Origin of the sequence: Hymenobacter lucidus (assembly GCF_020447265.1) — a bacterium.
GTDB classification, from domain to species: Bacteria; Bacteroidota; Bacteroidia; order Cytophagales; family Hymenobacteraceae; genus Hymenobacter; species Hymenobacter lucidus.
In genome coordinates, this window is the sequence record NZ_JAJADR010000006.1 from 366,014 (window position 1) to 386,732 (window position 20,719).

22 protein-coding genes are annotated in these 20,719 nt (G+C 61.5%); 8 read left to right on the forward strand and 14 right to left on the reverse strand.

Going from position 1 to position 20,719, the window contains the following annotated elements; genetic code table 11:
- Positions 1-45: 45 nt before the first annotated feature.
- The 3 genes from LGH74_RS19910 to LGH74_RS19920 all read left to right on the forward strand — a co-directional run bounded on the left by LGH74_RS19910 (position 46) and on the right by LGH74_RS19920 (position 2,974).
- Positions 46-273 carry a hypothetical protein gene (locus LGH74_RS19910; RefSeq protein WP_226178641.1) on the forward strand — a complete coding sequence of 76 codons (228 nt, stop codon included), beginning with the start codon at positions 46-48 and terminating at the stop codon, positions 271-273.
- 101 nt (positions 274-374) lie between these two features.
- Positions 375-1,760 (forward strand): 4Fe-4S binding protein, encoded by a 1,386-nt coding sequence (locus LGH74_RS19915; RefSeq protein ID WP_226178644.1) that lies wholly within the window; start codon positions 375-377, stop codon positions 1,758-1,760.
- A gap of 5 nt (positions 1,761-1,765) precedes the next feature.
- Positions 1,766-2,974 carry a formylglycine-generating enzyme family protein gene (locus LGH74_RS19920; protein ID WP_226178647.1) on the forward strand — a complete coding sequence of 403 codons (1,209 nt, stop codon included), beginning with the start codon at positions 1,766-1,768 and terminating at the stop codon, positions 2,972-2,974.
- Here LGH74_RS19920 and LGH74_RS19925 read toward each other — a convergent pair.
- From LGH74_RS19925 to LGH74_RS19935, 3 genes are all read right to left on the reverse strand, one after another.
- Entirely contained in the window at positions 2,957-3,946 is a 990-nt protein-coding gene (locus LGH74_RS19925; RefSeq protein WP_226178650.1) for an alpha/beta fold hydrolase, read from the reverse strand. The two genes, LGH74_RS19920 and LGH74_RS19925, sit on opposite strands and share 18 nt — an antisense overlap.
- A 104-nt stretch (positions 3,947-4,050) precedes the next feature.
- Entirely contained in the window at positions 4,051-4,617 is a 567-nt protein-coding gene (locus LGH74_RS19930) for a hypothetical protein (RefSeq protein ID WP_226178653.1), read from the reverse strand.
- A gap of 35 nt (positions 4,618-4,652) precedes the next feature.
- Entirely contained in the window at positions 4,653-5,111 is a 459-nt protein-coding gene (locus tag LGH74_RS19935; RefSeq protein WP_226178656.1) for a peroxiredoxin, read from the reverse strand.
- A 198-nt stretch (positions 5,112-5,309) separates the two neighbouring features.
- On the opposite strand from LGH74_RS19935, the gene LGH74_RS19940 reads away from it, so the two are divergent.
- From LGH74_RS19940 to LGH74_RS19950, 3 genes are read left to right on the forward strand one after another with little or no spacing between them, the layout of a single operon-like run.
- Positions 5,310-6,020 (forward strand): glycosyltransferase family 2 protein, encoded by a 711-nt coding sequence (locus tag LGH74_RS19940; RefSeq protein WP_226178659.1) that lies wholly within the window; start codon positions 5,310-5,312, stop codon positions 6,018-6,020.
- Between the two features lie 48 nt (positions 6,021-6,068).
- On the forward strand, positions 6,069-7,547 hold the full coding sequence (locus LGH74_RS19945) for a cellulose synthase family protein (RefSeq protein WP_226178675.1): 1,479 nt from the start codon (positions 6,069-6,071) through the stop codon (positions 7,545-7,547).
- The gene (locus LGH74_RS19950; RefSeq protein WP_226178678.1) at positions 7,544-8,881 is read left to right on the forward strand and encodes an MptA/MptB family glycosyltransferase; all 1,338 of its coding nucleotides are present in this window, start codon (positions 7,544-7,546) and stop codon (positions 8,879-8,881) included. Before LGH74_RS19945 ends, LGH74_RS19950 begins: the two co-directional genes overlap by 4 nt.
- Here the strand turns inward: LGH74_RS19950 and LGH74_RS19955 are convergent.
- The 8 genes from LGH74_RS19955 to LGH74_RS19990 all read right to left on the reverse strand — a co-directional run bounded on the left by LGH74_RS19955 (position 8,878) and on the right by LGH74_RS19990 (position 14,701).
- Positions 8,878-9,786 (reverse strand): hypothetical protein, encoded by a 909-nt coding sequence (locus LGH74_RS19955; RefSeq protein ID WP_226178681.1) that lies wholly within the window; start codon positions 9,784-9,786, stop codon positions 8,878-8,880. The two genes, LGH74_RS19950 and LGH74_RS19955, sit on opposite strands and share 4 nt — an antisense overlap.
- Before the next feature lie 62 nt (positions 9,787-9,848).
- Positions 9,849-10,442: a TIGR04282 family arsenosugar biosynthesis glycosyltransferase gene (locus LGH74_RS19960; RefSeq protein ID WP_226178684.1), complete on the reverse strand. Its 594-nt coding sequence runs from the start codon at positions 10,440-10,442 to the stop codon at positions 9,849-9,851.
- A 39-nt stretch (positions 10,443-10,481) separates the two neighbouring features.
- On the reverse strand, positions 10,482-11,000 hold the full coding sequence (locus LGH74_RS19965; RefSeq protein WP_226178687.1) for a rhodanese-like domain-containing protein: 519 nt from the start codon (positions 10,998-11,000) through the stop codon (positions 10,482-10,484).
- Positions 11,001-11,015: 15 nt separating this feature from the next.
- The gene (arsS, locus tag LGH74_RS19970) at positions 11,016-12,065 is read right to left on the reverse strand and encodes an arsenosugar biosynthesis radical SAM (seleno)protein ArsS (RefSeq protein ID WP_226178690.1); all 1,050 of its coding nucleotides are present in this window, start codon (positions 12,063-12,065) and stop codon (positions 11,016-11,018) included.
- 113 nt (positions 12,066-12,178) lie between these two features.
- Positions 12,179-12,517 (reverse strand): arsenosugar biosynthesis-associated peroxidase-like protein, encoded by a 339-nt coding sequence (locus LGH74_RS19975; RefSeq protein WP_226178693.1) that lies wholly within the window; start codon positions 12,515-12,517, stop codon positions 12,179-12,181.
- A gap of 98 nt (positions 12,518-12,615) precedes the next feature.
- Entirely contained in the window at positions 12,616-13,155 is a 540-nt protein-coding gene (locus tag LGH74_RS19980) for a heme NO-binding domain-containing protein (RefSeq protein WP_226178696.1), read from the reverse strand.
- A 137-nt stretch (positions 13,156-13,292) separates the two neighbouring features.
- Positions 13,293-14,141 (reverse strand): anti-sigma factor, encoded by an 849-nt coding sequence (locus tag LGH74_RS19985; protein ID WP_226178699.1) that lies wholly within the window; start codon positions 14,139-14,141, stop codon positions 13,293-13,295.
- 2 nt (positions 14,142-14,143) lie between these two features.
- On the reverse strand, positions 14,144-14,701 hold the full coding sequence (locus LGH74_RS19990; protein WP_226178717.1) for an RNA polymerase sigma factor: 558 nt from the start codon (positions 14,699-14,701) through the stop codon (positions 14,144-14,146).
- Between the two features lie 233 nt (positions 14,702-14,934).
- Between LGH74_RS19990 and LGH74_RS19995 the strand changes: the two genes are divergently transcribed.
- A complete protein-coding gene (locus LGH74_RS19995) occupies positions 14,935-16,332 on the forward strand; it encodes an NAD-dependent succinate-semialdehyde dehydrogenase (RefSeq protein WP_226178720.1) in 1,398 nt (465 codons plus the stop codon).
- Positions 16,333-16,588: 256 nt separating this feature from the next.
- Here the strand turns inward: LGH74_RS19995 and LGH74_RS20000 are convergent, their stop codons facing one another.
- The 3 genes from LGH74_RS20000 to LGH74_RS20010 form a co-directional block, all read right to left on the reverse strand.
- Entirely contained in the window at positions 16,589-17,392 is an 804-nt protein-coding gene (locus tag LGH74_RS20000) for a YdcF family protein (RefSeq protein WP_226178723.1), read from the reverse strand.
- An 84-nt stretch (positions 17,393-17,476) separates the two neighbouring features.
- Positions 17,477-17,833 carry a hypothetical protein gene (locus LGH74_RS20005; RefSeq protein WP_226178726.1) on the reverse strand — a complete coding sequence of 119 codons (357 nt, stop codon included), beginning with the start codon at positions 17,831-17,833 and terminating at the stop codon, positions 17,477-17,479.
- A 163-nt stretch (positions 17,834-17,996) separates the two neighbouring features.
- Complete coding sequence (locus LGH74_RS20010; protein ID WP_226178729.1) at positions 17,997-19,781, reverse strand: DUF885 domain-containing protein; 1,785 nt, start codon at positions 19,779-19,781, stop codon at positions 17,997-17,999.
- 249 nt (positions 19,782-20,030) lie between these two features.
- Here LGH74_RS20010 and LGH74_RS20015 point away from each other — a divergent pair, with 249 nt between their 5' ends.
- Positions 20,031-20,603: a helix-turn-helix domain-containing protein gene (locus LGH74_RS20015; protein ID WP_226178732.1), complete on the forward strand. Its 573-nt coding sequence runs from the start codon at positions 20,031-20,033 to the stop codon at positions 20,601-20,603.
- The last annotated feature ends 116 nt before the right edge of the window (positions 20,604-20,719 follow it).

A 20,719-nucleotide genomic window follows, 5' to 3' on the forward strand; every position in this document is an offset into this window, starting at 1 on the left:
CACGTCCCGGCTCTTCGCCTTCACCACCAAGCATCACGCAACCCCATGGATTTTAGCAAGCTTTACCGCCCCAGCGCCCTCAACAGCTACCAGTTTATTGCGCTTACGGGCCTGATTATGAGCGTAGCGGCTCACCTCATCCTGCATTATTTTGTGCACCGGATGCCCGAGGGCTTCAACTGGCTGTACCTATGCTGGGCGGGCCTCTACATCGTGGGCTCTTTGCTTAACTTGTTTGGCAAGCCCGACGAAGGCCACCATCACCACCACTAAATTCAGAAACCAGTATACTTCCCAGCGGGCAAAAGCTTAACTTACTGCTCCGCTTCCCGCTCCGCCCTGCTCCTGCCCTCCCCCATTCGCCTTCTCTCTCCATGTCTTCTTCTCCCGCTGCTCCCAGTCTGGCGCTGGCGCAGCCGCCTCTGAACGATATTTCTCTTGGCGAAAAAGCCGCGCTGACGGGTATCGGACTCGGGTTTCTGGCGCTGCTGGCCGCCGCGGCCGATGCCGATGCGTGGCGTGCCCGCCTCAGCCTATACGTGGCCCTGGCCCTTATCAGCGGCGGCACGCTGGGCTGGTCGTGGCTCAAATACGGCCGAAAGCCCGCCGGCCTGCAGCACGACAACCTCTGGCTCCGCAGCAGCACCAGCCGCGGGGCCGTGGCCTGGATTACGGCCGTGGTACTGACGGGCTTCTACGTGCTGCTTTACTGGTACAGCTCGCCCGATGACAAAGGCCATTTCGGCTTGCTTAACGGCCTGGTGCACACCCTCGACCCGTTCAGCCAGCTGCTGCGCCGCCGTGCTGCCGACCAGTGGTTTCTCTACGGCACCTTCTACACGCTGGCTATTCTGCTCATGGGCGGCCGGGCGCTCTGGAAATACCGCCACTCGCGCTACCAGCTTATCCGGACCGGTTCGGTTATGTTTTTTCAGCTGGGCTTTGCTTTCGTGCTGCCAGGGTTGCTGCTGTTTTTTCAGCAGCCCGAGTTCTATTTCACCTATTTCTGGCCCCTGAAATACGACTATCTCCTGCCCGGCACCGTGGATTACCTGGTGAAGGATGGGCAGGCGCTGGGCGTATTCATGGTGTTCTGGGGCGCGGTAATGGCTTTTCTGGCCACGCCGGTGCTCACCTACTTCTTCGGCAAGCGCTGGTACTGCTCGTGGGTGTGCGGCTGCGGCGGCCTGGCCGAAACCGCCGGTGACCCCTACCGCCAGCTCTCTGACAAAAGCCGCGCGGCCTGGCGCTGGGAAGTGCGCATTATTTACCCGGTGCTGGCTCTTATTATTATCGTCACGGCCGCTATGTGGCTCAACCAGGTGCTGCACGGCGCAGTGCTGGGCGCGGCGGCCGACGGCCTCTATCGTTTCTACGGCTTCTTCGTGGGAGCTGTGTTTTCCGGCGTGGTGGGCGTGGGCTTCTACCCCCTGATGGGCAGCCGGGTGTGGTGCCGCTTCGGGTGCCCGATGGCCGCGTACCTGGGGCTGCTGCAAAAACACTTTTCCCGCTTCCGCATCACCACTAACGGTGGGCAGTGCATCAGCTGCGGCAACTGCTCCAACGTGTGCGAAATGGGCATCGATGTGAAGCAGTACGCCCAGCGCGGTGAGCCCATCGTGCGGGCGTCGTGCGTGGGCTGCGGCATGTGCAGCACGGCCTGCCCCCGGGGCGTGCTCAACTTGGAAAACGGTCCGCGCGAGGGCCGTTATGCCGCTTCCACCCTTATTCACGCAGATAGCCTGCGGATTTTGTCTTAGCCGTGATGCGCTGCCTGAGTAGTACCCGGTTTTTTCTGCTGCTGATTCTAAGCGGGCTTACGGCCTGCCAGACAGCTTTCATCCGCTATCAGTTTCCGACTGCCTCGCGCAGTGGGCTGCCCACCAGCACCCAGCCGGGCAGCCTCAGCACCCAAACCGGCGTGCCCTTGCAGTTCTGGAGCCCCGACCAGCTCCCCGACGCGGCTGAAACCGACGCTGAAGCCACTCTGGTGCGCGTAGCTACGCCCGCGCCGCTGCCCCGGCCCTACCGCGGCTTTTCCGATGCCCGCGTGGTGGGGCTGCGCTTTGCGGCCGATACGGCCACGGTTGCTCTGGCCCGCCTGCGGGCCCTGCCCCCGCCGAGCCTGCGGATTCAGCAGGCCGAGTACGAGGGCGTGACGCCACCGGGCGTCGTCTGGATCGGGGACCGGTTTCAGATGGATGAGGTGGAAGTGCCCAACGTGGAGTGGCAGACGTTTTTGCAAAATCTGGCCAAAACCCGGCCCGCTGCCGAAATCAAGCTGTATTTGCCCGACTCGACCGTGCAGCCGGTGCGCGGCTACTTCACCAACCCATTTTACCGCCTCTACCCGGTAGTGGGCATTTCCTACGAACAGGTGCTGGAATACTGCCGCTGGCGCAGCCGCCGCGTCACGAAGCTGCTCAACGAAAGCCGGGGCATCCAGAGCCTGCGCGACCGTGACTACGTGCGCGTAACCTACCGCCTGCCCACCGAGGCCGAGTGGGAATTTGCGGCCCACTACGGCACTCGCCTGCCCTACGGCTACGAAGTGTCGACGGCGGAGGTAAACGTGAATCCGCAGGCGGCCGACTACCTGCGCCGCCGCTCGGGCAGCACCAATTCGGTGGCCCAGATCCGGCAGGACATTCAGGCGTTCAACCGCCAACGCTCGGAAATCGTCATTTTCAACTGTCGCCGCGAAGCGCCTTATTTCCTGGCCGCTTCTACACCCAGCTACGTCTACGACTTGCCTATGAACGGCCTGGGCCTCTACCACATGACCGGCAACGTGGCCGAGCTGGTGCAGGAACAGGGCGTTACGAAGGGCGGTAGCTACCAAGACCGACTTTCCGAGTGCGCCATCAAGGAGTGCGGCAGCTACCAGGGCCCGGCGGCGCACATTGGCTTTCGGGCCGTGTGCGACATCGAGTTTCCCAACCAAGCACCGGTAGCTTCATCGCACAAACCCTAGCAGGGCGTCCCGAAACTGCCCGAAAGCCTCCAGATGCGGAATGTGGCCCACTTTGTCCAGTGCCACCAGCTTCGCCCCTTTGATCTGGGCCGCCGTGCGCCGGCCCAGTTCGGGGTATTGTCCCATAGCGGCCAGCACTTTCGGGTCTTTGATGAGGCCTTTGCCCACCACGGTGCGGTCGGCTTGCCCAATGATAAGTAGCGTGGGCACCTGCACCCGGCTAAACTCGTAGCTAACCGGCTGCTGGTAAATCATGTCGAACGTGAGGGCATTGGCGCGGGCTACCTTGGCAAAGTCTGGGCTTTTGGTTTGGGCCGCCAGGGGCAGCAGCCACTCGTCGTGGGCTTTGGGGTAGCCACCCGGGTAGTAGGTAGCGTGATATTTCCGGATGCTTTCCTCGTTGCTTTTGCGCTCGGTAGCCTCGGCCTGGTCAATGGGCTGAAACGGAACGCCCACGCGGTAGTCTTCCAGCCCGATGGGGTTTTCGAGCACCAGCTTCTCGGTGGCCCCGGGGTACATCAGCGCAAAGCGCGTGGCTAGCATGCCGCCCATACTGTGGCCGATAATCACGGCCTTTGGCACGCCCAGCGTGTCGAGTAGCCGCTTGGTATTATGGGCCAGCTGGTAAAAAGAGTAGTGCATATCGGGCTTATCGGACTTGCCAAATCCCACTTGGTCGGGCACGACTACGCGGAAGCCCGCCGCCGTCAGTGCCTTGATGGTTTCGCGCCAGTAGGCCCCGAAAAAGTTCTTACCGTGCAGCAGCACCGCCGTACGGCCGTTGGCCCGGGCCGCGGCCGGCACGTCCATATAGGCCATGCGCAGCGTCTGGCCTTCCAGCTTCAGGGGCAGATACTTAACCGGAAACGGGTACTCGTAGCCGTCGAGCGTGGCGTTGAGCGGAGTGGGTTGGGCCGGGCTAAGGCGTGGGAGCAACAGGGCCAGCAGGAGAATACCGAAGAAGCGAAACATGCGGAAAGCAGTTGGGTGAAGTGCCTCTGGTTACGCAAAAACGGCCTGCGCGGCTACCCATGCGCTGCTTGCCCTGTTATAGCTTCCGGCCGGGCGACGCGGTTTTATCCCTGCGGTGGATCCAGGGCGCCGGGCTGCCGGAGCAGCAGCTCGATGGTGCGCGTGTCCTCACTGCTCCAGATGATGTTGCGCACACTATCCACATCGAGCACGCTGCGGCCGTCCAGCTCCCCAAACTGGGTGTACACTTCCAGCAGCAATTCATCCTCCGTGAGGCGCACCACGTACCCGTAGAAACTGGTTTCCGACTGGGTTTCGAGCTGAATCAGCTGGTGAGTTTCCTGGGCGCGCTGCAACAGGGTGGCAATGGTCAGGTAGGCCGCCGCGGTGTCTTCGGGAGCGGCGGGCAGCCCGTATACCACTTCCGGGTTATGCTCCTTGAACTCAATGAGACGCACATACCGGTCGTCGAAATGCACCTGTGTCACGGCGTGCATGCTGATGGTTTGCACGCCGGTGGGTAGGCCCTGACGCGTGAGGGTGCGCATGAGCAGCAGTTCGGGGTTGTGGCTCAGGATATAACCCAGAAACATCGGCCCGCCGGTTTGCACGGCCACCACGCGACGGTTGCGCTGGGCGCGCTCCAGCATATCGGTTAGTAAAGCTCCCATAAATCTGATTTTCCCAGTCTGATATGGCGGTGGCGCTACCCGACCAGGCCCTGCAACACCTCCTTGGTGTTGCTCACGTGGTCGGCCGCTGCGTTCATGGAGTTGAAGATGTACTGAATAACCCCATTTTTATCGATGACGAACGTGACGCGGCCGGGCAGAATGCCGAGCAGGGCGCGGGGCACTTCGTAGAGGCGACGCACCCGGGCACCCACGTCGGCGAGCAGCGGAAACGGCAGCCGGTGCTTCTGACTGAACTTCTGGTGCGAGGTTTCGGTGTCGGAGCTGATGCCGACTACTTCGGCCCCCAGGTCCTGGAAATCCTCGTACTGGTCGCGAAATGAACAGGCCTGAGCCGTGCAGCCAGGCGTGTCGTCTTTGGGGTAGAAATACAGCACGATGGAGCGCTGCCGCAGCTGCTCCGACAAACGAAAGGTGTCGCCGGTGGTAGTTTTAAGGGTAAAATCGGGAGCCTGGTCGCCAACCTGAAGCATACATAAAAGGGTAAGACTACAAAAGAGTGTAGCCGGAAAACGATTCGGGCGGCGTAAGGTTCTGCTTGCGGGAGCCGCGCGCGGCAGATAACCCCGCCGATAGTGCATCTTTGTACCCGGTTTGGCTGCCTTTGGGCCGACCGTTCCGATCTTTTTTCCTCCTGGCTGTGGTGCCGCCCATGCCTGCCCTTCTGCTTCATGCCCAATTTGCCCGCCGCGCCGCGTATTCACGTCATCATCCCGGCCTACAACGAAGAACAGTCCATTGGCCGCGTGCTGGCCGAAATTCCGGCAGATCTGGTGGCCGAGGTTATCGTGGTGGATAATAACTCGCGCGACAATACTGGGGCCGTGGCCCGGGCGGCCGGGGCCACGGTACTGCGCGAAAACCGCCCCGGCTACGGCCACGCCTGCCTCTGCGGCATGGCCTACAGCTTTGGCCTGCCCCTGGCCCAGCAGCCCGACATTATCGTGTTCCTCGACGGCGACTATTCTGACTACCCCGAGGAAATGGCGGCCGTGGTAGCGCCGCTGCTGCGCAACGAGGCCGACATGGTGATTGGCTCCCGGGCGCTGGGCGAGCGGGAAAGCGGCTCGATGATGCCCCAGCAGATTTTCGGCAACTGGCTGGCCACTAGTCTGCTGCGCGGCCTCTACGGGGTGCGCTACACCGACCTGGGCCCGTTTCGGGCCATCCGGGCCGAGGCCCTGAAAAATCTGGGCATGGCCGATACCACGTATGGCTGGACCGTGGAAATGCAGCTCAAGGCCGCCAAGCACCGCCTGCGTACCCAGGAAGTGCCGGTGCGCTACCGCCGCCGCATCGGTGTCTCGAAGGTATCGGGCACGGTGAAGGGCACGCTGGGAGCCGGCTACAAGATTTTGTGGACGATTTTCAAGTATTTGTAGTTCGTCCGGCTTGCCTGTGTTGATTCGTATTCTGCTTCTCCGCCCCCGATGAAAGAACTGGAAATTTTGCTTCTGGTTCTCTACGGCCTGTGCCTCGCCTTTATTCTGGGCTTCAGCCTCACCCAGCTCCACCTCACGCGCCTGGCCCGCCGCGCCTACCGGCAACCGGGCCGGCCCCTGCCGCCCGCCCCGGCGCAGTGGCCCCGCGTGACGGTACAGTTGCCCATCTACAACGAACTCTACGTAGTGGAGCGCATCATTACGGCCGCCGCCGGGCTCGACTACCCCGCCGACCGGCTCCACATTCAGGTGCTCGACGATTCGACCGACGAAACCGTGGCCCTGGCCGCCGCGCGGGTGGCACACTTCCGGGCCCTGGGCCTCCGCATCGACCATGTGCGGCGGCCTACCCGGCAGGGCTACAAAGCCGGGGCCCTGGCCCACGGCCTGCTCGAAACCGACGGCGAGTTTATTGCCATCTTCGACGCCGACTTCGTGCCCGAACCCGATTTTCTGCGTTGCACCGTGCCGCACTTCACCGCGCCGGAAATCGGAGTGGTGCAAACCCGCTGGACCCATCTGAACGAGGATGATTCGCTGCTCACCCAGCTGCAGGCGTTTGGGCTGAATGCGCATTTTCTCATCGAGCAGGTGGGGCGCAACGCGGGCGGGCATTTCATCAACTTCAACGGCACCGGAGGCGTGTGGCGGCGCCGCTGCATCGAGGATGCCGGGGGCTGGCACGCCGATACGCTCACCGAAGACCTCGACCTGAGCTACCGGGCCCAGCTGCGCAACTGGCAGTTTGTGTACCTGCCCCGGGTGCAGGCGCCCGCCGAGCTGCCCGCCGCCCTCGACGCGCTGAAGTCGCAGCAGTTCCGGTGGACCAAGGGCGCGGCCGAAACTGCCCGCAAACACCTGGGACACGTGCTGCGCTCGGGGCACAAGGGCAGTACCAAGCTCCACGCGGCCTTTCACCTACTCAATAGCACCGTGTTCGTAGCCATTCTGCTGATGGCCGTGCTGAGCGTGCCGTTGGTGTTTATCCGGGAATACGTGCCGGAATTTAAGCCCGTGTTTCGGCTGGCATCGGTGTGCATCCTGGGCTTTTTGCCCCTCACCTACTACTTCTACACCGCTTGGCGGCACGACAACCCGACGGCGGCCCGTCTGCGCTTCGTGCCGCGCTTTGTGCTGTTCCTGGCCGTGTCGATGGGGCTTTCTTTGCACAATACCCGGGCCGTGCTGGCTGGGCTGGCGCGGCAGCCCACAGCCTTCATCCGGACGCCCAAGATGGGCCTGGCGCGGCGGCAGAGCGGCTGGCGCACTCACCGCTACCGCACCGGCAGCTTCGACGGCCTCACGGTGCTGGAGGGCTTGCTCACGCTGTATTTTCTGTTTGGACTCGGCACCGGGGTGTACTTCGGCAACTACGGCCTGCTGCCTTTCCACGGCCTGCTCACGGTGGGTTTTGGCCTCGTGTTCTACTACTCGCTGCGGCATTCCCGCGCCTCGGCTAGCGCATGAAGCCGCGCCTTGCCGCTGGTCAGTGGGTTGCCGTGGGGGGCAGCCTCGTAGCGTATGGGCTGCTGGCCTACGCTACGCCGCGCCAGCACTTCGGGCAGCTGCTGGCCCTCTACACGCTGGCATTTGGCTGCTACGCTTGGCTGCTGTGGCGGCCCCTGGCGTTGCGCTACGGCCTGCTGCTGGCCCTGGCGAGCCGCTTGCTGTGGCTGCCGGCCGTGCCCGCCCTGTCCGATGACTACTTCCGCTTCCGGTGGGACGGGCACTTAGTAGCAACTGGGCAAAGTCCTTATCAATACCGCCCCGAGGAAATCCGGTTTCGCCTCGAACCCTCAACCGCGCCCGAGGACCGGGCGTTGCTGCGACTATATCCCCGGCTGAATTCGCCCCACTACCACTCCGTGTATCCGCCCGTGTGCCAGGCGGTTTTTGGCGCGGTCAGCTGGATTTTTCCGAACAGTGAGCGGGGCTTCGTTATTGTACTGCGGCTGGTGCTGCTGGCGGCCGAAGTGGCTACGGCGGTGCTACTGCTGCTGCTGCTACGCCATTTTCAGCGGCCCGGCAGGCAGGCGTTGCGGTATCTGCTCAATCCCCTGGTTATCGTCGAGCTTACCGGCAATCTGCACTTTGAAGCCCTGATGCTCTGCGGGTTGCTGGCCGCCATCTGGGCGCTGGCGCGGCAAAGCCGGACCACGGCGGGTGCGTTACTGGCCGGCGCTGTTGCCACCAAGCTACTGCCGCTGCTAGTGCTGCCGCTGCTTGTCCGGCGACTGGGGTGGCGGCCGTGGCTGCTGCTGGTCGCTACCGTGGTGGTGGTGCTGGCCGTACTGTTCGCGCCGTTTTTGTCGGCGCCGCTGGTGGCTAATGTGGGCCGCAGCCTCGACTTATATTTCCACAAGTTCGAGTTCAACGCCAGCTTCTACTACCTGTTGCGGGCCGGGGGCTACTATCTCACGGGCTACAACCAGATTGCCCGCCTCGGGACCTGGTTGGGCGCGGCCATGGTGGTGTGGGTGCTGGCCGTGGCCGCCCGCGAAAAGCAGCCCACCTTGGCCTCTTTGCCCCAAACGCTGCTGGTGCTGCTCACCGGTTATCTGGCCCTGGCTACCACCGTGCATCCCTGGTACCTGACGACACTAGTGGCGCTGAGCGTATTTTCCCGTTTCCGCTACGCCCTGGTGTGGTCGGCCCTGGTGCCGCTATCCTATGCGGCCTACCAAACCACGGCTTACCGGGAAAACCTCTGGCTAGTGGCCCTGGAATACGGCGTGGTAGCCGCGGTGCTGATTTGGGAGTTGCTGGCCACGCGCCGACAGTCGGCGGCCGGGCCGGCCTAGTGCGTCCAGTAGGCGTAGCGGCGCACTTGCTTTAGCTGCAGCGTGCGGCCGTCCCAGGTGGTTTGGCGCAGCAGCACATTGGGGTACTCGCGGTCAAACCAGTATATGTTCTGCTTCTCCTTATCAAGCTGCACACTCACTCGCCAGGCGGGCCGGGTAGTTTCCGCCGCGGTAGCCTCAGCTACCTGCACCTGGGCCTGGTAGCTCACGGGCGCTTTGGCCTGACTGGTTTGCTGTAGCTCAAAAATGTTCGTTGAGAACGAAGGCCGGGCCTCGAAGCGCAGGGCCCGCAGCGTGTAGGGCAGTGCGTCCTCAAACAGCGCGTTGCGGCGCAGCTGCCGCTGCCCGGCCCCCTGCCCGTCCCAGTACGAGTTGTAGACTTCGGTGTACTGCTCCCCGTCGTCGGTAATGGCCTTGAACGTGGTGCCGCACCATTCCTGGGACGACGTAGTGAGCTTGTGCAAAGCCACGGGCTGGTCGCGCCGGAAAAACAGCGAGGTTAGGAAGTGGTACGGGTACTGGTCGGTGGGAATGCGGCAAAACTGGTTGACTTTCAGCACCGGAAACTCGTCAGGTCGCTCGTAGGCATCGGTCTTGACGTTGAATTCCTGGTTGAATTCCTCCTTCACCGTTATCTGAGTGAGCTCAAACCGGCGCATTTTCTTGTAGATAACCCGCTCGGCCTCGTAGGTAGCTACTTCCGCCAAGCCGTCTTCCCAGAGCTTGTCCATAGCCCACTCGGGGTTGAAATGGACATTTAAAGCACTCAGCGCGTTGGGAAACTGTATGAGCCTGCTGGTCGCCGGCTGCCGGTCTGCATCCTGCCCCGAACACCCCTGAAACAGTAGCAGCACGCTTATCGAGGTCAGCAGGGCAGGAAATATTCTTCGGCGGGATACGGGCATGGTTTGGGATAAGGGAAGCGCTAAAGTACGCCCAATTGCCAGTCGAATTTCCCTTTCCTTGGCTACCGGCCCTGCTGCCAGGCCCGCAAGTCCTGCTCCGTATCAATATCGCGCAGCTCAGGCAGTTGGTATACGTGCAGCTGCAGCTGCCGGGCATCGGCCAGCAGCTCGGCCAGCACCGAGTTGGTACTCCAGGTTTTATCCCGAAAAAAAGCGGGCTGTAGCACCTTCATTCCCAACAGGTAATACCCGCCATCGGCGGCCGGGCCCACTACCACATCGTGGCTGAGCAGCGCGGCAAAAGCTTGACTGAGGTGCTCCGTGGCCAGATCGGGGCAGTCGGTGCCGATGATAATGGCGGCCGTGGCGCCCTGGGCAAAGCTGTGGGCAAAGGCACCCTGCATTCGGGCACCCAGGTCGGCACCGGCTTGCAGCTGGCGGGCATAGCCGGGCCAGAACTCCGGGGCAGCTCCGGTTTTATCCTCAGCCAGCCACACGGTTTTGTGGGCGGGCAGCGCGGCCGTTACGGCGTGGGTATGGTCCAGCAACTCTTCGTAAACCGCCAGCGCGGCCTGGTCGCCAATCGTGCGGGCCAAGCGCGTTTTGACGCGGCCCAGTTCGGGGTAGCGGGCAAATACCAGGAGGTGTTGATTCACAGCGCAGCGCGGTTGACGGCCCGCCGGCCGGTTCAAAGGTTACTCGTATACCTTCGTGCCGCGCGTCAGCCAGGGGCTCCACAGGGCCGAATAGGGGTGCACGTTCGGGGTGAGGCCCTGGGCGTTGTACACCGGTCGGCCCTCATTCACCCACTGAAAAATACCACCGTACAGATTGCGCACGTGCTTGAAGCCCAGCGACTGCAGCCGCTCACCCACCCGCTCACTGCGGGCCCCCACCGAACAATACACCACTACTGGCCGGTCGCGAGGCACGTCGGCGAAGGTGGCTTTTTCGTATTCGTCGAAGTTCACGAACCGGGCCCCGCGCAGGTGGCTCACCTTGAACTCAGCCGGCGTGCGGGTATCGAGCAGCAGCACTGCATTGGGTGTTTTGCTCAGTTCCCGGGCCAGGGCCGCGGGCCGGACGGTGTGCACCGTCTTATGATACAGTGTGCTGAGCAGTTGGTCGTAGGCCGGGTTGTTGCCGGTCTGGGCATTCGTGCCGCAAGCTGCCAGGGCCGGCAGCCACAACACCAGAAAAGCCAGTCGTTTCATCTTCTTTCCCAGAAGTTAGGTGGTTGCGCCGCCGCAGCTGGAGCCCGCCCCGGCCGTGCAGCCGTAGCAGTGCTGATTCACTACGATGGCGCGGCCGTTCAGCGTTTCCAGGTTGAAGTCGCGAATGTGCTGCGGGGCCCGGCCTTCCACCAGCAGGTCGAGCTGTTGGTTGAAGTCACAGTCGTAGAGTTGCCCGTCCCAGCCGACGGACAGCGTGCTGCGGCACATCACATTGGCCGCCGCCACGGGGTTGTAGGCCTGCACCAGCTTGTCCATGTACGACTCGTAGTTGCCGCTTTCCAGCAAATACTCCAGAAACCGGCTGATGGGCAAGTTAGTAATGGTCAGCAAGTTGTTGAACACCACGCCATGCTCCCGCAGCAGGCGCTGCTTGAAGTCGCGCTCCAGCCCAGCCTGGCTGCCCGGCAGAAAAGCCCCCGACGGGTTGTAGACCAGATCCAGGGACAAGCCAGTGCCTTCTACGCCATAGCCGGCCTCGTTCAGCATCCGCAGGGCCTTGATGGAGCGGCCGAATACGCCTTCCCCGCGCTGGGCATCGGTGCGCACGGCTGAGAAGTGCGGCAGCGACGATACGACCCGCACCCGGTGCCGGGCAAAGAACTCGGGCAGGTCGTGGTACTTCGGGTTGGCCACGATGATAGTCAGGTTACAGCGCACGATGACCTCCCGGCCCAGGGCCGAAATCTGCTCCACAAACCAGCGAAAGTCCGGGTTCATTTCCGGCGCGCCGCCCGTGAGGTCCACTACCGCAATATCCGTCCGGGCCAGCGCATCGAGGCAAAGCTGCATGGTAGCGCGGGTCATAATTTCGGTGCGGTCAGGGCCGGCATCTACGTGGCAGTGGCGGCAGGTCTGGTTGCACATCTTGCCCACGTTCACCTGCATTACCGTGATGCCCGTGGGCCGCAACGGCAGCAAACCCGCTTCCCGCAGGCGCATGGCAAACAGCGGCTGGTGCGCACCTTCCACCTCGGCCTGGGTAAGCACGGTGAGCTGGTAGCCGGTATCGGCCAATGGGTGGTGTTGCGCGTGAAGACTCTTCATTCCTTAATGTGCTGATGTGGCAAGGTGCTGATGTGTTAATGTTCTTGGATTAATGGACGTTCAAAACCAACTGGCTGGTTTGGTTCTTCCCCTGGCTTCAGCACATTTCCACATTACATACTCAATTCCTTGGCCTTGTTCATCATCTGCACGCCGTGCACTAGGGCGGCACCGCCCTTGATGGCAGCGGCTACGTGCACGGCTTCCATCATCTGGGCTTCGTCGGCACCTTTTTGCAGCGAGTCGGTGGTGTAGGCATCGATGCAGTAGGGGCACTGCACGGCGTGGGCCACAGCCAGGGCAATGAGGGACTTTTCGCGCTCGGTCAGGGCGCCCTCCTTGAATACCTCGCCGTAGTAGTCGAAGAACTTGCGGCCCATTTCGGGCTGCCAGTCGGAGATGTTACCAAATTTGGCCAAGTCGGCGGGGTTGTAGTAAGTTGACTTTTCCATGCGTGGGAATAGATAAAACGGGCTCTAATGGCTCGTGGTGACAGAAAAACACAATACGGCCGAAGCTTGCAGGCTCAACCGTCAATCAAAAGCAACGCTTAACGCTGACGCACCCGAATGATGACGCTATCCTCGTTTTCACTGGTCAGCGGGGTTACTTCTATTTCCTCGGCTTCGTCGAAGTAAGTGGCCAGGCCCCGGATGATACCCACGGCCAACGCCCCCATCCGCCGCTCCGACTCGTAGCGCACCTCCAACTCCTTAGCCGCCACGCGCGTGACGTGCAGCACGGGGGGCCGGGTGCCCGGAGCATCGCGCCTTACGGCACCGTGCATGGCCTCTTCGGTGTTTTCAATCATTTCGAGCGTGCCCCAGTCGGGCTGCACGTAGCGCTTGTACACCAGCATAAGATCGGGCACTAGAAACTCCCCGAACTTTTCTTGCAGCTGCTCGGCCGGAATACCGGTCATTTCGGCGGCCTGCCCTACCAAGGCGTACATCTGCTCGTCGGGGTACACTTGCATCATCCCGAAATCGGCGCTGGGCAGGCCGGCGCCTTCTACCAGCTTCAGCCAGGTACTGTGGTCGTATTGCGTCTGAACGAAGCGCTTGAGCAGATTAATAATGGAACCGTGCACGGAATGGGCGGAAAAGATACTGGCACTACTACAATCAGAACAGCGGGAAAGTTACCGTCGTCAGGTTGTGGCAGTGCCAGTCAGGCAGCATAAACCGTATCCATTGGCTTTTATCCGGTTAGGATAATTGCCGGAAACTAGAATTTACCCAGCACAGTCATCGTTTCCATCGTGGGGTTTTCGCTGCCCCCGGCAGGTTCTACCGTCATGGCAAAGGCCTCGGCGTTGGCAATGTTCTTCATCTGCTGCAGACTGTCGCCGGCAGTAGTGGCGGCGGCCAGCATGCCCGCGTCCACGGGCTTGCCTTTGTCCATGGCCCAGAGCTGGTATTGCTTGCCCTCGGGCAGGGTGGGCAGGTTGCGTACGTCCACATACACGGCTTTGGTAGCCTTATTATAGAGTACGCGGGCTTTGGCCTCGGGTGCTACCGGTGTGCCGGCCAGCTCCACGGCGTTGAACTGCTCACTGCGCAGCACGGCCAGCTCCTGGGTGCGGGTGTCGAGGCGCTTTTCCACAGCCTGCATTGTCGAAGCCACCCGGGACTGGTCGGCCTGCAGGGCCACCAGCTGGGTTTCGCTGCTCTGCCAGCGGTTGTAGAGAATCAGGTTGGCCGCGGCACTTAGCACCAGCAAAGCCACCGAAGCAGCCATCAGCCAGTTGAAACCGGCTGCTTCTGCTTCCCCGGGCTGGGCCGAGGCGATAGAACGCACCACGGGCTCAGCGGCAACGGCTACCGGCGCGGCAGCCTCGGGCTGCCGGATAGCGGCTTGGAAGCCCGCCAGCACCCGCTCACGCATCCCGGCGGGCGGGTTTTGCGTATGCGCCTGAGCATAGCTTTCCAGCCCTTGCTGGATAAGGTCGAGTTCTTGCTGCACAGCCGGGTATTCGGCCGCGTAGCGTTCCACTTCGGCGCGCTGCGCCGCATCGAGCACGCCCAGGGCGTACTCTTCCAAAATACCGGATTCGATGTATTCCTGAATGTTCACGGCTATCGAATCAGTTTTGCAAGTACTTTGATGGCCGCCCGGGCCCGGGTTTTCACCGTTCCCAGCGGCAGGTTGAGTTCTTCAGCCACTTCGCTTTGTGTAAATCCGCCAAAATAAAGCAGGTCAATAATTTGCTTTTGCTCCGGGTTGAGCTTGCTGGTCATTTCCTGCAGACCAATGTGCTCAGGTCGGAACGTGGGGGTAGCGGCCTGGCGCAGCGCGGCACTTTCCTCCAGTGGCTGCGTGCGACTACTTACGCGGTACTGTCGGGACCGGATTTTGTCGATAGCTAAATTGCGGGAAACATTCAGCACCCACGTAAAAAGCCGCCCCTTGGAAGCATCGTAGGACTGAAATGAGTTCCAGATCTTAACCAGGCTTTCCTGCAGCACATCCTCGGCTACTTCCTCGGTTTTGACTATGCGCAGGATGACACCGTACAGAGCCGATGAATACTTGTCGTAAAACAAGGTCATGGCCGACTCGTCCCGGGCGCGCAGGCGCTGCACGAGCAGATCTTCGGTAACGGATGTCGGTGATTCGGGAGTGGTGGGAGACACAGGGGAATTACATAAGAAAGGCCGACAGCACGCTGCTTACGCGCCAAGGATGAGACGAAAGTACACTATAAAGCTTATTCTGCGCTATGCTTGGCCCTGCCAATTGCCGGAGGCGACTTCATCCGGCCGCTATGACTGAGCCTGGCGCAAAGCTACACGAGTGCAACCTATGTTGTGCGTAACAGTACGCCTTGGTAGTTGTTTTCAATCCGGCAGTCCAATTTCGCCCTTTCATGGCCATCGAATCTTTCAATCCTTATACCGGCAAAGTGCTGCGGCACTTCCGGGCTTTTTCCTGGGCTAAAACCGAGCGTATTCTGGCGCAAGCCGCCCGGGCAGCTGTTTCCTGGCCCCAAACCCCCTTTGCCGAGCGCAGCCACCTGCTGCACCGCGCCGCCGACTTACTGCGCGAGCGGCAGCAGGAACTGGCCCGCCTCATGGCCCTGGAAATGGGCAAGCCCGTGGCCGACGGCCGGGCCGAAATCTTGAAATGCGCCCTTACCTGCGACTATTACGCCGACCACGCCGAAGAATTTCTGCGCGACGAGGAAATCAAAACCGAGGCCCAACGCAGCTTTATTGCCCACGAGCCGCTGGGTGTGGTGCTGGCCATTATGCCCTGGAATTTCCCCTTTTGGCAGGTTATCCGCTTTGCGGCCCCGGCCCTAATGGCCGGTAATGTGGGTTTGCTCAAGCACGCCTCCAACGTGCCGCAGTGCGCCCTGGCCCTGGAAAGCATCTTTCACGACGCGGGCTTCCCTCCTGCCACCTTCCGCACCCTGCTCATCGGCTCCGATCTGGTGGAAAAGCTGCTACAGGACGACCGGGTGAAGGCCGCTACGCTCACGGGTAGTGAGCTGGCCGGCTCCAAAGTAGCGGCCGTGGCCGGGGCCAACATCAAGAAAACCGTACTGGAGCTGGGTGGCTCCGACCCGTTTATCGTACTGGCCGACGCTGACTTGGAGCTGGCCGCCAAAACTGCCGCCCAGGCCCGCATGGTCAATGCCGGGCAGAGCTGCATTGCTGCCAAGCGCTTCATCGTCGATAAGTCCATCGTGAAGCCCTTTATCAGCCAGCTCAAAACCCACCTGCTGGCGTTGCGCACCGGCGACCCGCTCGACGAGGCCACTCAGTACGGCCCCCTGGCCCGCCCCGACCTGGCCGACGAGCTCACCAAGCAGGTAGAGGATTCGGTGAAAGCCGGGGCCAAAGTGGAGCTATTCGGCGGGCAGACCAAGCCCGGCACGGCCCTGTTCCGGCCTATGATTATTTCCAACGTGAAGCCCGGCCAGCCCGCCTATTATGAGGAGCTATTCGGCCCCGTGGCCATCATTCTGGAAGCCCGCAACGAGGAAGAAGCTATTCGCCTGGCCAACGACTCCCCTTTCGGCCTGGGAGCCGCCGTCTGGACGCGCGACGTGCCGCGCGGCGAGGCCGTAGCGCGCCGCATCGAGGCCGGCGCGGTCTTCGTGAACTCGATGGTGAAGTCGTCGCCGGAAATGCCCTTCGGCGGGGTCAAGAAGTCGGGCTACGGCCGGGAGCTGTCCTACCTCGGCATCCGGGAGTTCGTCAACCAGAAAAGCGTCTGGATCGGCGGCGCCGCCCCGGTGGCGAAGAAAAAAGTGGAATAGGTTAATGTACTCAAGTTCTAATGTGTTCATAATGTACTGCGCAGAGGATGTGTCCTTGCGAGGCGCAGCCGAAGCAAGGACACATCCTCTGCGCAGTACGACCCGTCCTGTTGCCAGAAAGCCCTTTACTACTGCGGTAGTAAAGGGCTTTTCAGTAAAGGCAGCGCAGCACAATTCAGAGGACGGATTGTTTCGCGTTGCTCGCAATAACACAGAACGGCAATCAGCACATTTCCCTCATTAGCACCTGAGCACATTAACAGTATCCTAGCAGCTTATAGGTCAGGTAGCCGGTAATTTCGTGGAGCAGGTGGCTCCAGCGGCCGAAAGAGGCAGCGTTGGGCAGCCAGTAGAAGGGACTGAACAGGTGGCGGTTGTCGGAGCGGAAGTCGGCGGGAAAAGGTGTGGGCGTGAGGCCAACCTGGCGGAAGCAGCCGATGGCCCGGCGCTGGTGAAAGGCCGAAGTGATGAGCACCAGACTCTTTATATCGGGGTGTTGGGCCAACAAGGCTTTCGTATTGAGGGCATTTTCACGGGTGTTGCGACTGGTTTCTTCTAGCAGAATAGCCTGCTTGGGCACCCCCGCCAACTGGAGCAGCGTGGCTAGGTCGCGGGCTTCGGTATGGGCTGCTTTGCGTAACGAGCCCGAGCCGCCGCTGATAATGATGTACCGGATTCGACCGGCCCGGTATAGCCACAGCGTGTTGGTGAACCGGTCGGCCCCCTCGGACAGGTACACCCGGTCGTGCGGCGACTTTTGCGAGCGGCTTATGCCCGTCAGCAGTACGCCCGCATCGTGGGGCGCAATGGTGCGCATAGGCACCGCCGGCAGCTCCCAGGCCAGATAGGCCTCGTTGATAAGGCCGGCGTTGGTGCCAATGAGCATAAAAACCAACGTGGCCACCAGCAGCCCACGCTGGCGCTTAGGGTGGCGAAAACTCAGCAGCGTGGCAACCAGCAGCAGCAGCAGCCACACGGCCGGCTCGAAAGCCAACCCGAAAATCTTGGAGACGATAAAAAACACGGCCGCGAAGCTACGGTGAAAATGGCGGGCAGCCATGCGCACCGCTGCTTTAGCGCAGTAGCATCGTCGTTAGCAAGCAGTAGGTGACACCCACCGTGTTTGGTAAGAATACCGCAGTGTTTAGTTATTCTGGGGCAGCCAGTCGCGCAGGCGTTCCAGCATGGCACATACTTCGGCCTCCGTCGTCAGCGTGTCGCACTCCAGAATACGGCCCTGGCAGTAGCTCACGAAAAAGGGCGCTACCTTCTCCTGCATCAGCTTTTTGGCCACCGGACTCTCCTCCGAGGCCAGACGCAGAAACAGAATGGTTTCGAAAGGCTCATCGTCGGCAAACTTGGCGAAGGGTGGGGCCAGCAGTTCACACGTTGCGCAGTTGTTGGAAGTGAATTTGGCAAACACCTTCATGTGCTCGTGGGTGTAGCGGCGCAGGCCATCATCGTTGGTTTCATGCACCCGCTGGCGGTCGGCTTCTTTCATATTGGGGTAAATGCGGCTTGAAAAGTAGAACAAGAAACGTTAGGCGGAGCGTGAGCGAAGCGAAACGTTTTTACAGCCCTAAGAAGGATTTGGCTAGCCGACAAAAAAGCCGCCCCGGATGTTTCCAACCGGGGCGGCTTTTAAGCACGAAAAGCAGAATACCTTACGCCTTTTTGAGCATCATGTTGCGGATGTAGCGCACCGGGGCGCTGCCGTAGCTGAGAAACTGCTCGTTGAACGTTTTCAGGTCGTACTGGCTGCCCTGCTGCTTTTTGAGCTCTTCGCGCAGGTCGTAGATTTCGGTGTAGCCGGTGAAGTAGCTGCTCAGCTGCACCTGGCTCAGGGTGGCGCGCTTCCACTTGCTGGTCGCCTCGGCCTGCTCCTGGAAACCGTCGCGGGTGAGCTGGGCCACGATGCTGGCCTCACTGGCATTGCCCACCTGGATTTCGTGGTCGATGATGGCGTTGATGGTCACGCGCATGTTCCACTTGTCCCACATCAACCATATTTCGTCGGAGTTGCCGCCGTAGCCGCTTTCCAGCATCATGCGCTCGGCATACACGGCCCAGCCCTCCACCATGGCCCCGTTGCCCAGGATGGATTTGATGAGCGAGGGCGAGCGGTTGGAGTACACGAGCTGGGTGTAGTGGCCCGGAATGGCTTCGTGAATGTTCAGAATCTGCAGGGTGTATTCGTTGTACTCGCGCAGGTAGCTCTCGGCCTGCGCGGCGGGCTGCCCGTCGAGGGGCTCCACGTTATAGTAGGTATCAGCGGCCGTGTCGTAGGGGCCCGGGGCCGATACCGAGGCGCCGGCCCCGCTGCCGCGCATATAGGGCGGCGTTTCGCGCACTACCAGGGGCTTGGTCGGGTCCTGGGTCAGCAGCTTCTTATCGTTCACAAACTTGGTCAGGGTCGGAATCTGGGCTTTCACGGCGGCCACGAAGCCGGCCGGGGTGGCGTGCTTCTGCGAGAGGTGGCTGATAACCTGCTTCACGGCCAGCAGCGTATCGACGGGCAGGGGCTGGTCGGCAAAATACTTGGGCCAGAGCCGGGTGGCCCGCTGTTTCATGTCGCGCAGCAGCTCCTGCTTGTGTGCCAGGGCCTTTTGGTATACCTCATCGGCCGAGGAACTGCTTTGAATGTCGTAGTAAAACTTCCGGTCGTAGAGGGCCTTGCCCAGCCGGAAGCTGCGGAAGTGGCCGGCTGGCAGCACCTCCTTTTCCAGGAAGGCAATGTAGTTTTCGAGCACCAGCCGGGTGGTGGCTACCCGGTCGCGGAAGTCTTTCTTTTCCCGCTCCGACAACCCCGAGCGGTTGAGCGAGTCGAGCAGCGCCGGCCCGAATACGCTGAGCGCGCCCCGATTCTGTTCGATAGCCAGCTTGGTATGTTCCAGCGTCGGATTTTTGATGTTGTCCTCAGCGGCGGCGTAGTAATCGGCAGACCGGGAAATCTTCAGAGAAATGCTGCGTAGGCGGCGGTCCAGGGGCTGGTAGCGGCCGTTCAGGATTTCGGCCACCGACGAGCCCAGGTTGTAGATGGCCGGGTTCCACTGCCAGCTTTTGAGCGTGTCGGCATACCAGCGGGAGCTGTTCAGGTAGTTTTCAATCAGCCGGAAATCGGTCTGGTTGTTTACCGACAGCTCGCCTACCGGAAACGTGGCCAGCTGCTTGCTCACCCGGGCCCGCACGGCGGCTTCGGTTTGGCGGCGGCCGGCGCTGGGCACTACCAGCAGCGAGTCGTAGCGGTGGTAGCCCTGGCTACTGGCCCACTCGGGGTCGTAGTACCAGAGCGAATCGATAAACTGACCCTTGAACCGGTCGAAGTTGGCATCGGCGGTGGGCACTTCGGTGGTGCCGGCGTGCTGGTCGGTGCCGCAGCTGCCCAGCCACAGGGACGTGGCGCAGCCGGCCGCCAGCAGGAGCAGTTTCGGGGTAGAGGTGTTGGTCATATGGAGTAGAGAAGAGAGGACGAATTCGGGTAAGCAAGGTAGACCACAATGACTTGAATTTTCGCACGACGTTGCCAGCCCAGCAGGGTTCTATCCGTAGCGGCTGACGTGGACGTGTGAGTTGTCACAAAATTTGTCGGCCTAAGTTATTTTGTGACAAGAGCTATGTCACAAAATTCCCGCACTTCACTTAAGTTGTGACAGTCAGCGTTGGTTCGCGGGCTGGTTACACCGCTTAAATCTCTATCGATGTCCGACTACACCAATGAAGGAGCCCTGCGCCAGCTGCTGGGCCTTACCCAGCAGGTGCTGGCCATCTATCTGCGCGTGTCGCGCGAGCTGCTGGCCCAGGTGGAGCTGGGCCGGCGCAGCCTGCCGCTGGCGGCGCTGGAGCGGCTAACCCCACTGCTTACACGGTTGCACGGGGCCGGCGGACTGGCCTCCATCGAGCCGCCGCTGGCTCCCAGCGAAACCAATCCGCAGCACTCGGCCGCCGAACAGCAGGAAATACGGCAGCGCCTGCGCACCTGCCGGCACAAAGCCGGCAATAGCCGCTACCAATTAGAGAATATGCGGCGACAGGCCAGGCCTTTCCATCGGCGGCTGGCTTTGCTGGCGCCGCTGCTGGCGGCTCTGCCCCCACCCACCGGCCCCGACCCCGACGAGCAGGACCGGCGCTGGTACACCCACCGCCTGGAAGATGCCAATTGGCGCCTCTCCTCCTGCGGCACCCTGGCCCAAGGCCGCCTCGAAGCCACCATTCTGGCCCTCGACACCGAAATTGCCGCCCTGGAAAAACTGCTGCCCGCCGCGCTGGAATAGAACGGTGTAGAGACGCATACTTGCGTCTCGTCGTTGAACGACAACCGTTGCAACGGAGAGGAAGAACCGGCCTTACTCAATGAAAATCGTTGTAAAGGCGCGGACGCCGAGACGCA

Excerpts from the sequence above, each read along its gene's own strand:
- LGH74_RS19920 (WP_226178647.1), top strand. The coding sequence starts at position 1,766 with ATGCGCTGCCTGAGTAGTACCCGGTTTTTTCTGCTGCTGATTCTAAGC.
- LGH74_RS19955 (WP_226178681.1), bottom strand. The coding sequence starts at position 9,786 with ATGCCCGTATCCCGCCGAAGAATATTTCCTGCCCTGCTGACCTCGATA.
- LGH74_RS20010 (WP_226178729.1), bottom strand. The coding sequence starts at position 19,781 with ATGACCAACACCTCTACCCCGAAACTGCTCCTGCTGGCGGCCGGCTGC.
- LGH74_RS19975 (WP_226178693.1), bottom strand. The coding sequence starts at position 12,517 with ATGGAAAAGTCAACTTACTACAACCCCGCCGACTTGGCCAAATTTGGT.
- LGH74_RS19965 (WP_226178687.1), bottom strand. The coding sequence starts at position 11,000 with ATGAAACGACTGGCTTTTCTGGTGTTGTGGCTGCCGGCCCTGGCAGCT.
- LGH74_RS20005 (WP_226178726.1), bottom strand. The coding sequence starts at position 17,833 with ATGAAAGAAGCCGACCGCCAGCGGGTGCATGAAACCAACGATGATGGC.
- LGH74_RS19950 (WP_226178678.1), top strand. The coding sequence starts at position 7,544 with ATGAAGCCGCGCCTTGCCGCTGGTCAGTGGGTTGCCGTGGGGGGCAGC.
- LGH74_RS19935 (WP_226178656.1), bottom strand. The coding sequence starts at position 5,111 with ATGCTTCAGGTTGGCGACCAGGCTCCCGATTTTACCCTTAAAACTACC.
- LGH74_RS19945 (WP_226178675.1), top strand. The coding sequence starts at position 6,069 with ATGAAAGAACTGGAAATTTTGCTTCTGGTTCTCTACGGCCTGTGCCTC.
- LGH74_RS19995 (WP_226178720.1), top strand. The coding sequence starts at position 14,935 with ATGGCCATCGAATCTTTCAATCCTTATACCGGCAAAGTGCTGCGGCAC.
- LGH74_RS19930 (WP_226178653.1), bottom strand. The coding sequence starts at position 4,617 with ATGGGAGCTTTACTAACCGATATGCTGGAGCGCGCCCAGCGCAACCGT.
- arsS (WP_226178690.1), bottom strand. The coding sequence starts at position 12,065 with ATGAAGAGTCTTCACGCGCAACACCACCCATTGGCCGATACCGGCTAC.
- LGH74_RS20000 (WP_226178723.1), bottom strand. The coding sequence starts at position 17,392 with ATGGCTGCCCGCCATTTTCACCGTAGCTTCGCGGCCGTGTTTTTTATC.
- LGH74_RS19915 (WP_226178644.1), top strand. The coding sequence starts at position 375 with ATGTCTTCTTCTCCCGCTGCTCCCAGTCTGGCGCTGGCGCAGCCGCCT.
- LGH74_RS19940 (WP_226178659.1), top strand. The coding sequence starts at position 5,310 with ATGCCCAATTTGCCCGCCGCGCCGCGTATTCACGTCATCATCCCGGCC.
- LGH74_RS19910 (WP_226178641.1), top strand. The coding sequence starts at position 46 with ATGGATTTTAGCAAGCTTTACCGCCCCAGCGCCCTCAACAGCTACCAG.
- LGH74_RS20015 (WP_226178732.1), top strand. The coding sequence starts at position 20,031 with ATGTCCGACTACACCAATGAAGGAGCCCTGCGCCAGCTGCTGGGCCTT.
- LGH74_RS19925 (WP_226178650.1), bottom strand. The coding sequence starts at position 3,946 with ATGTTTCGCTTCTTCGGTATTCTCCTGCTGGCCCTGTTGCTCCCACGC.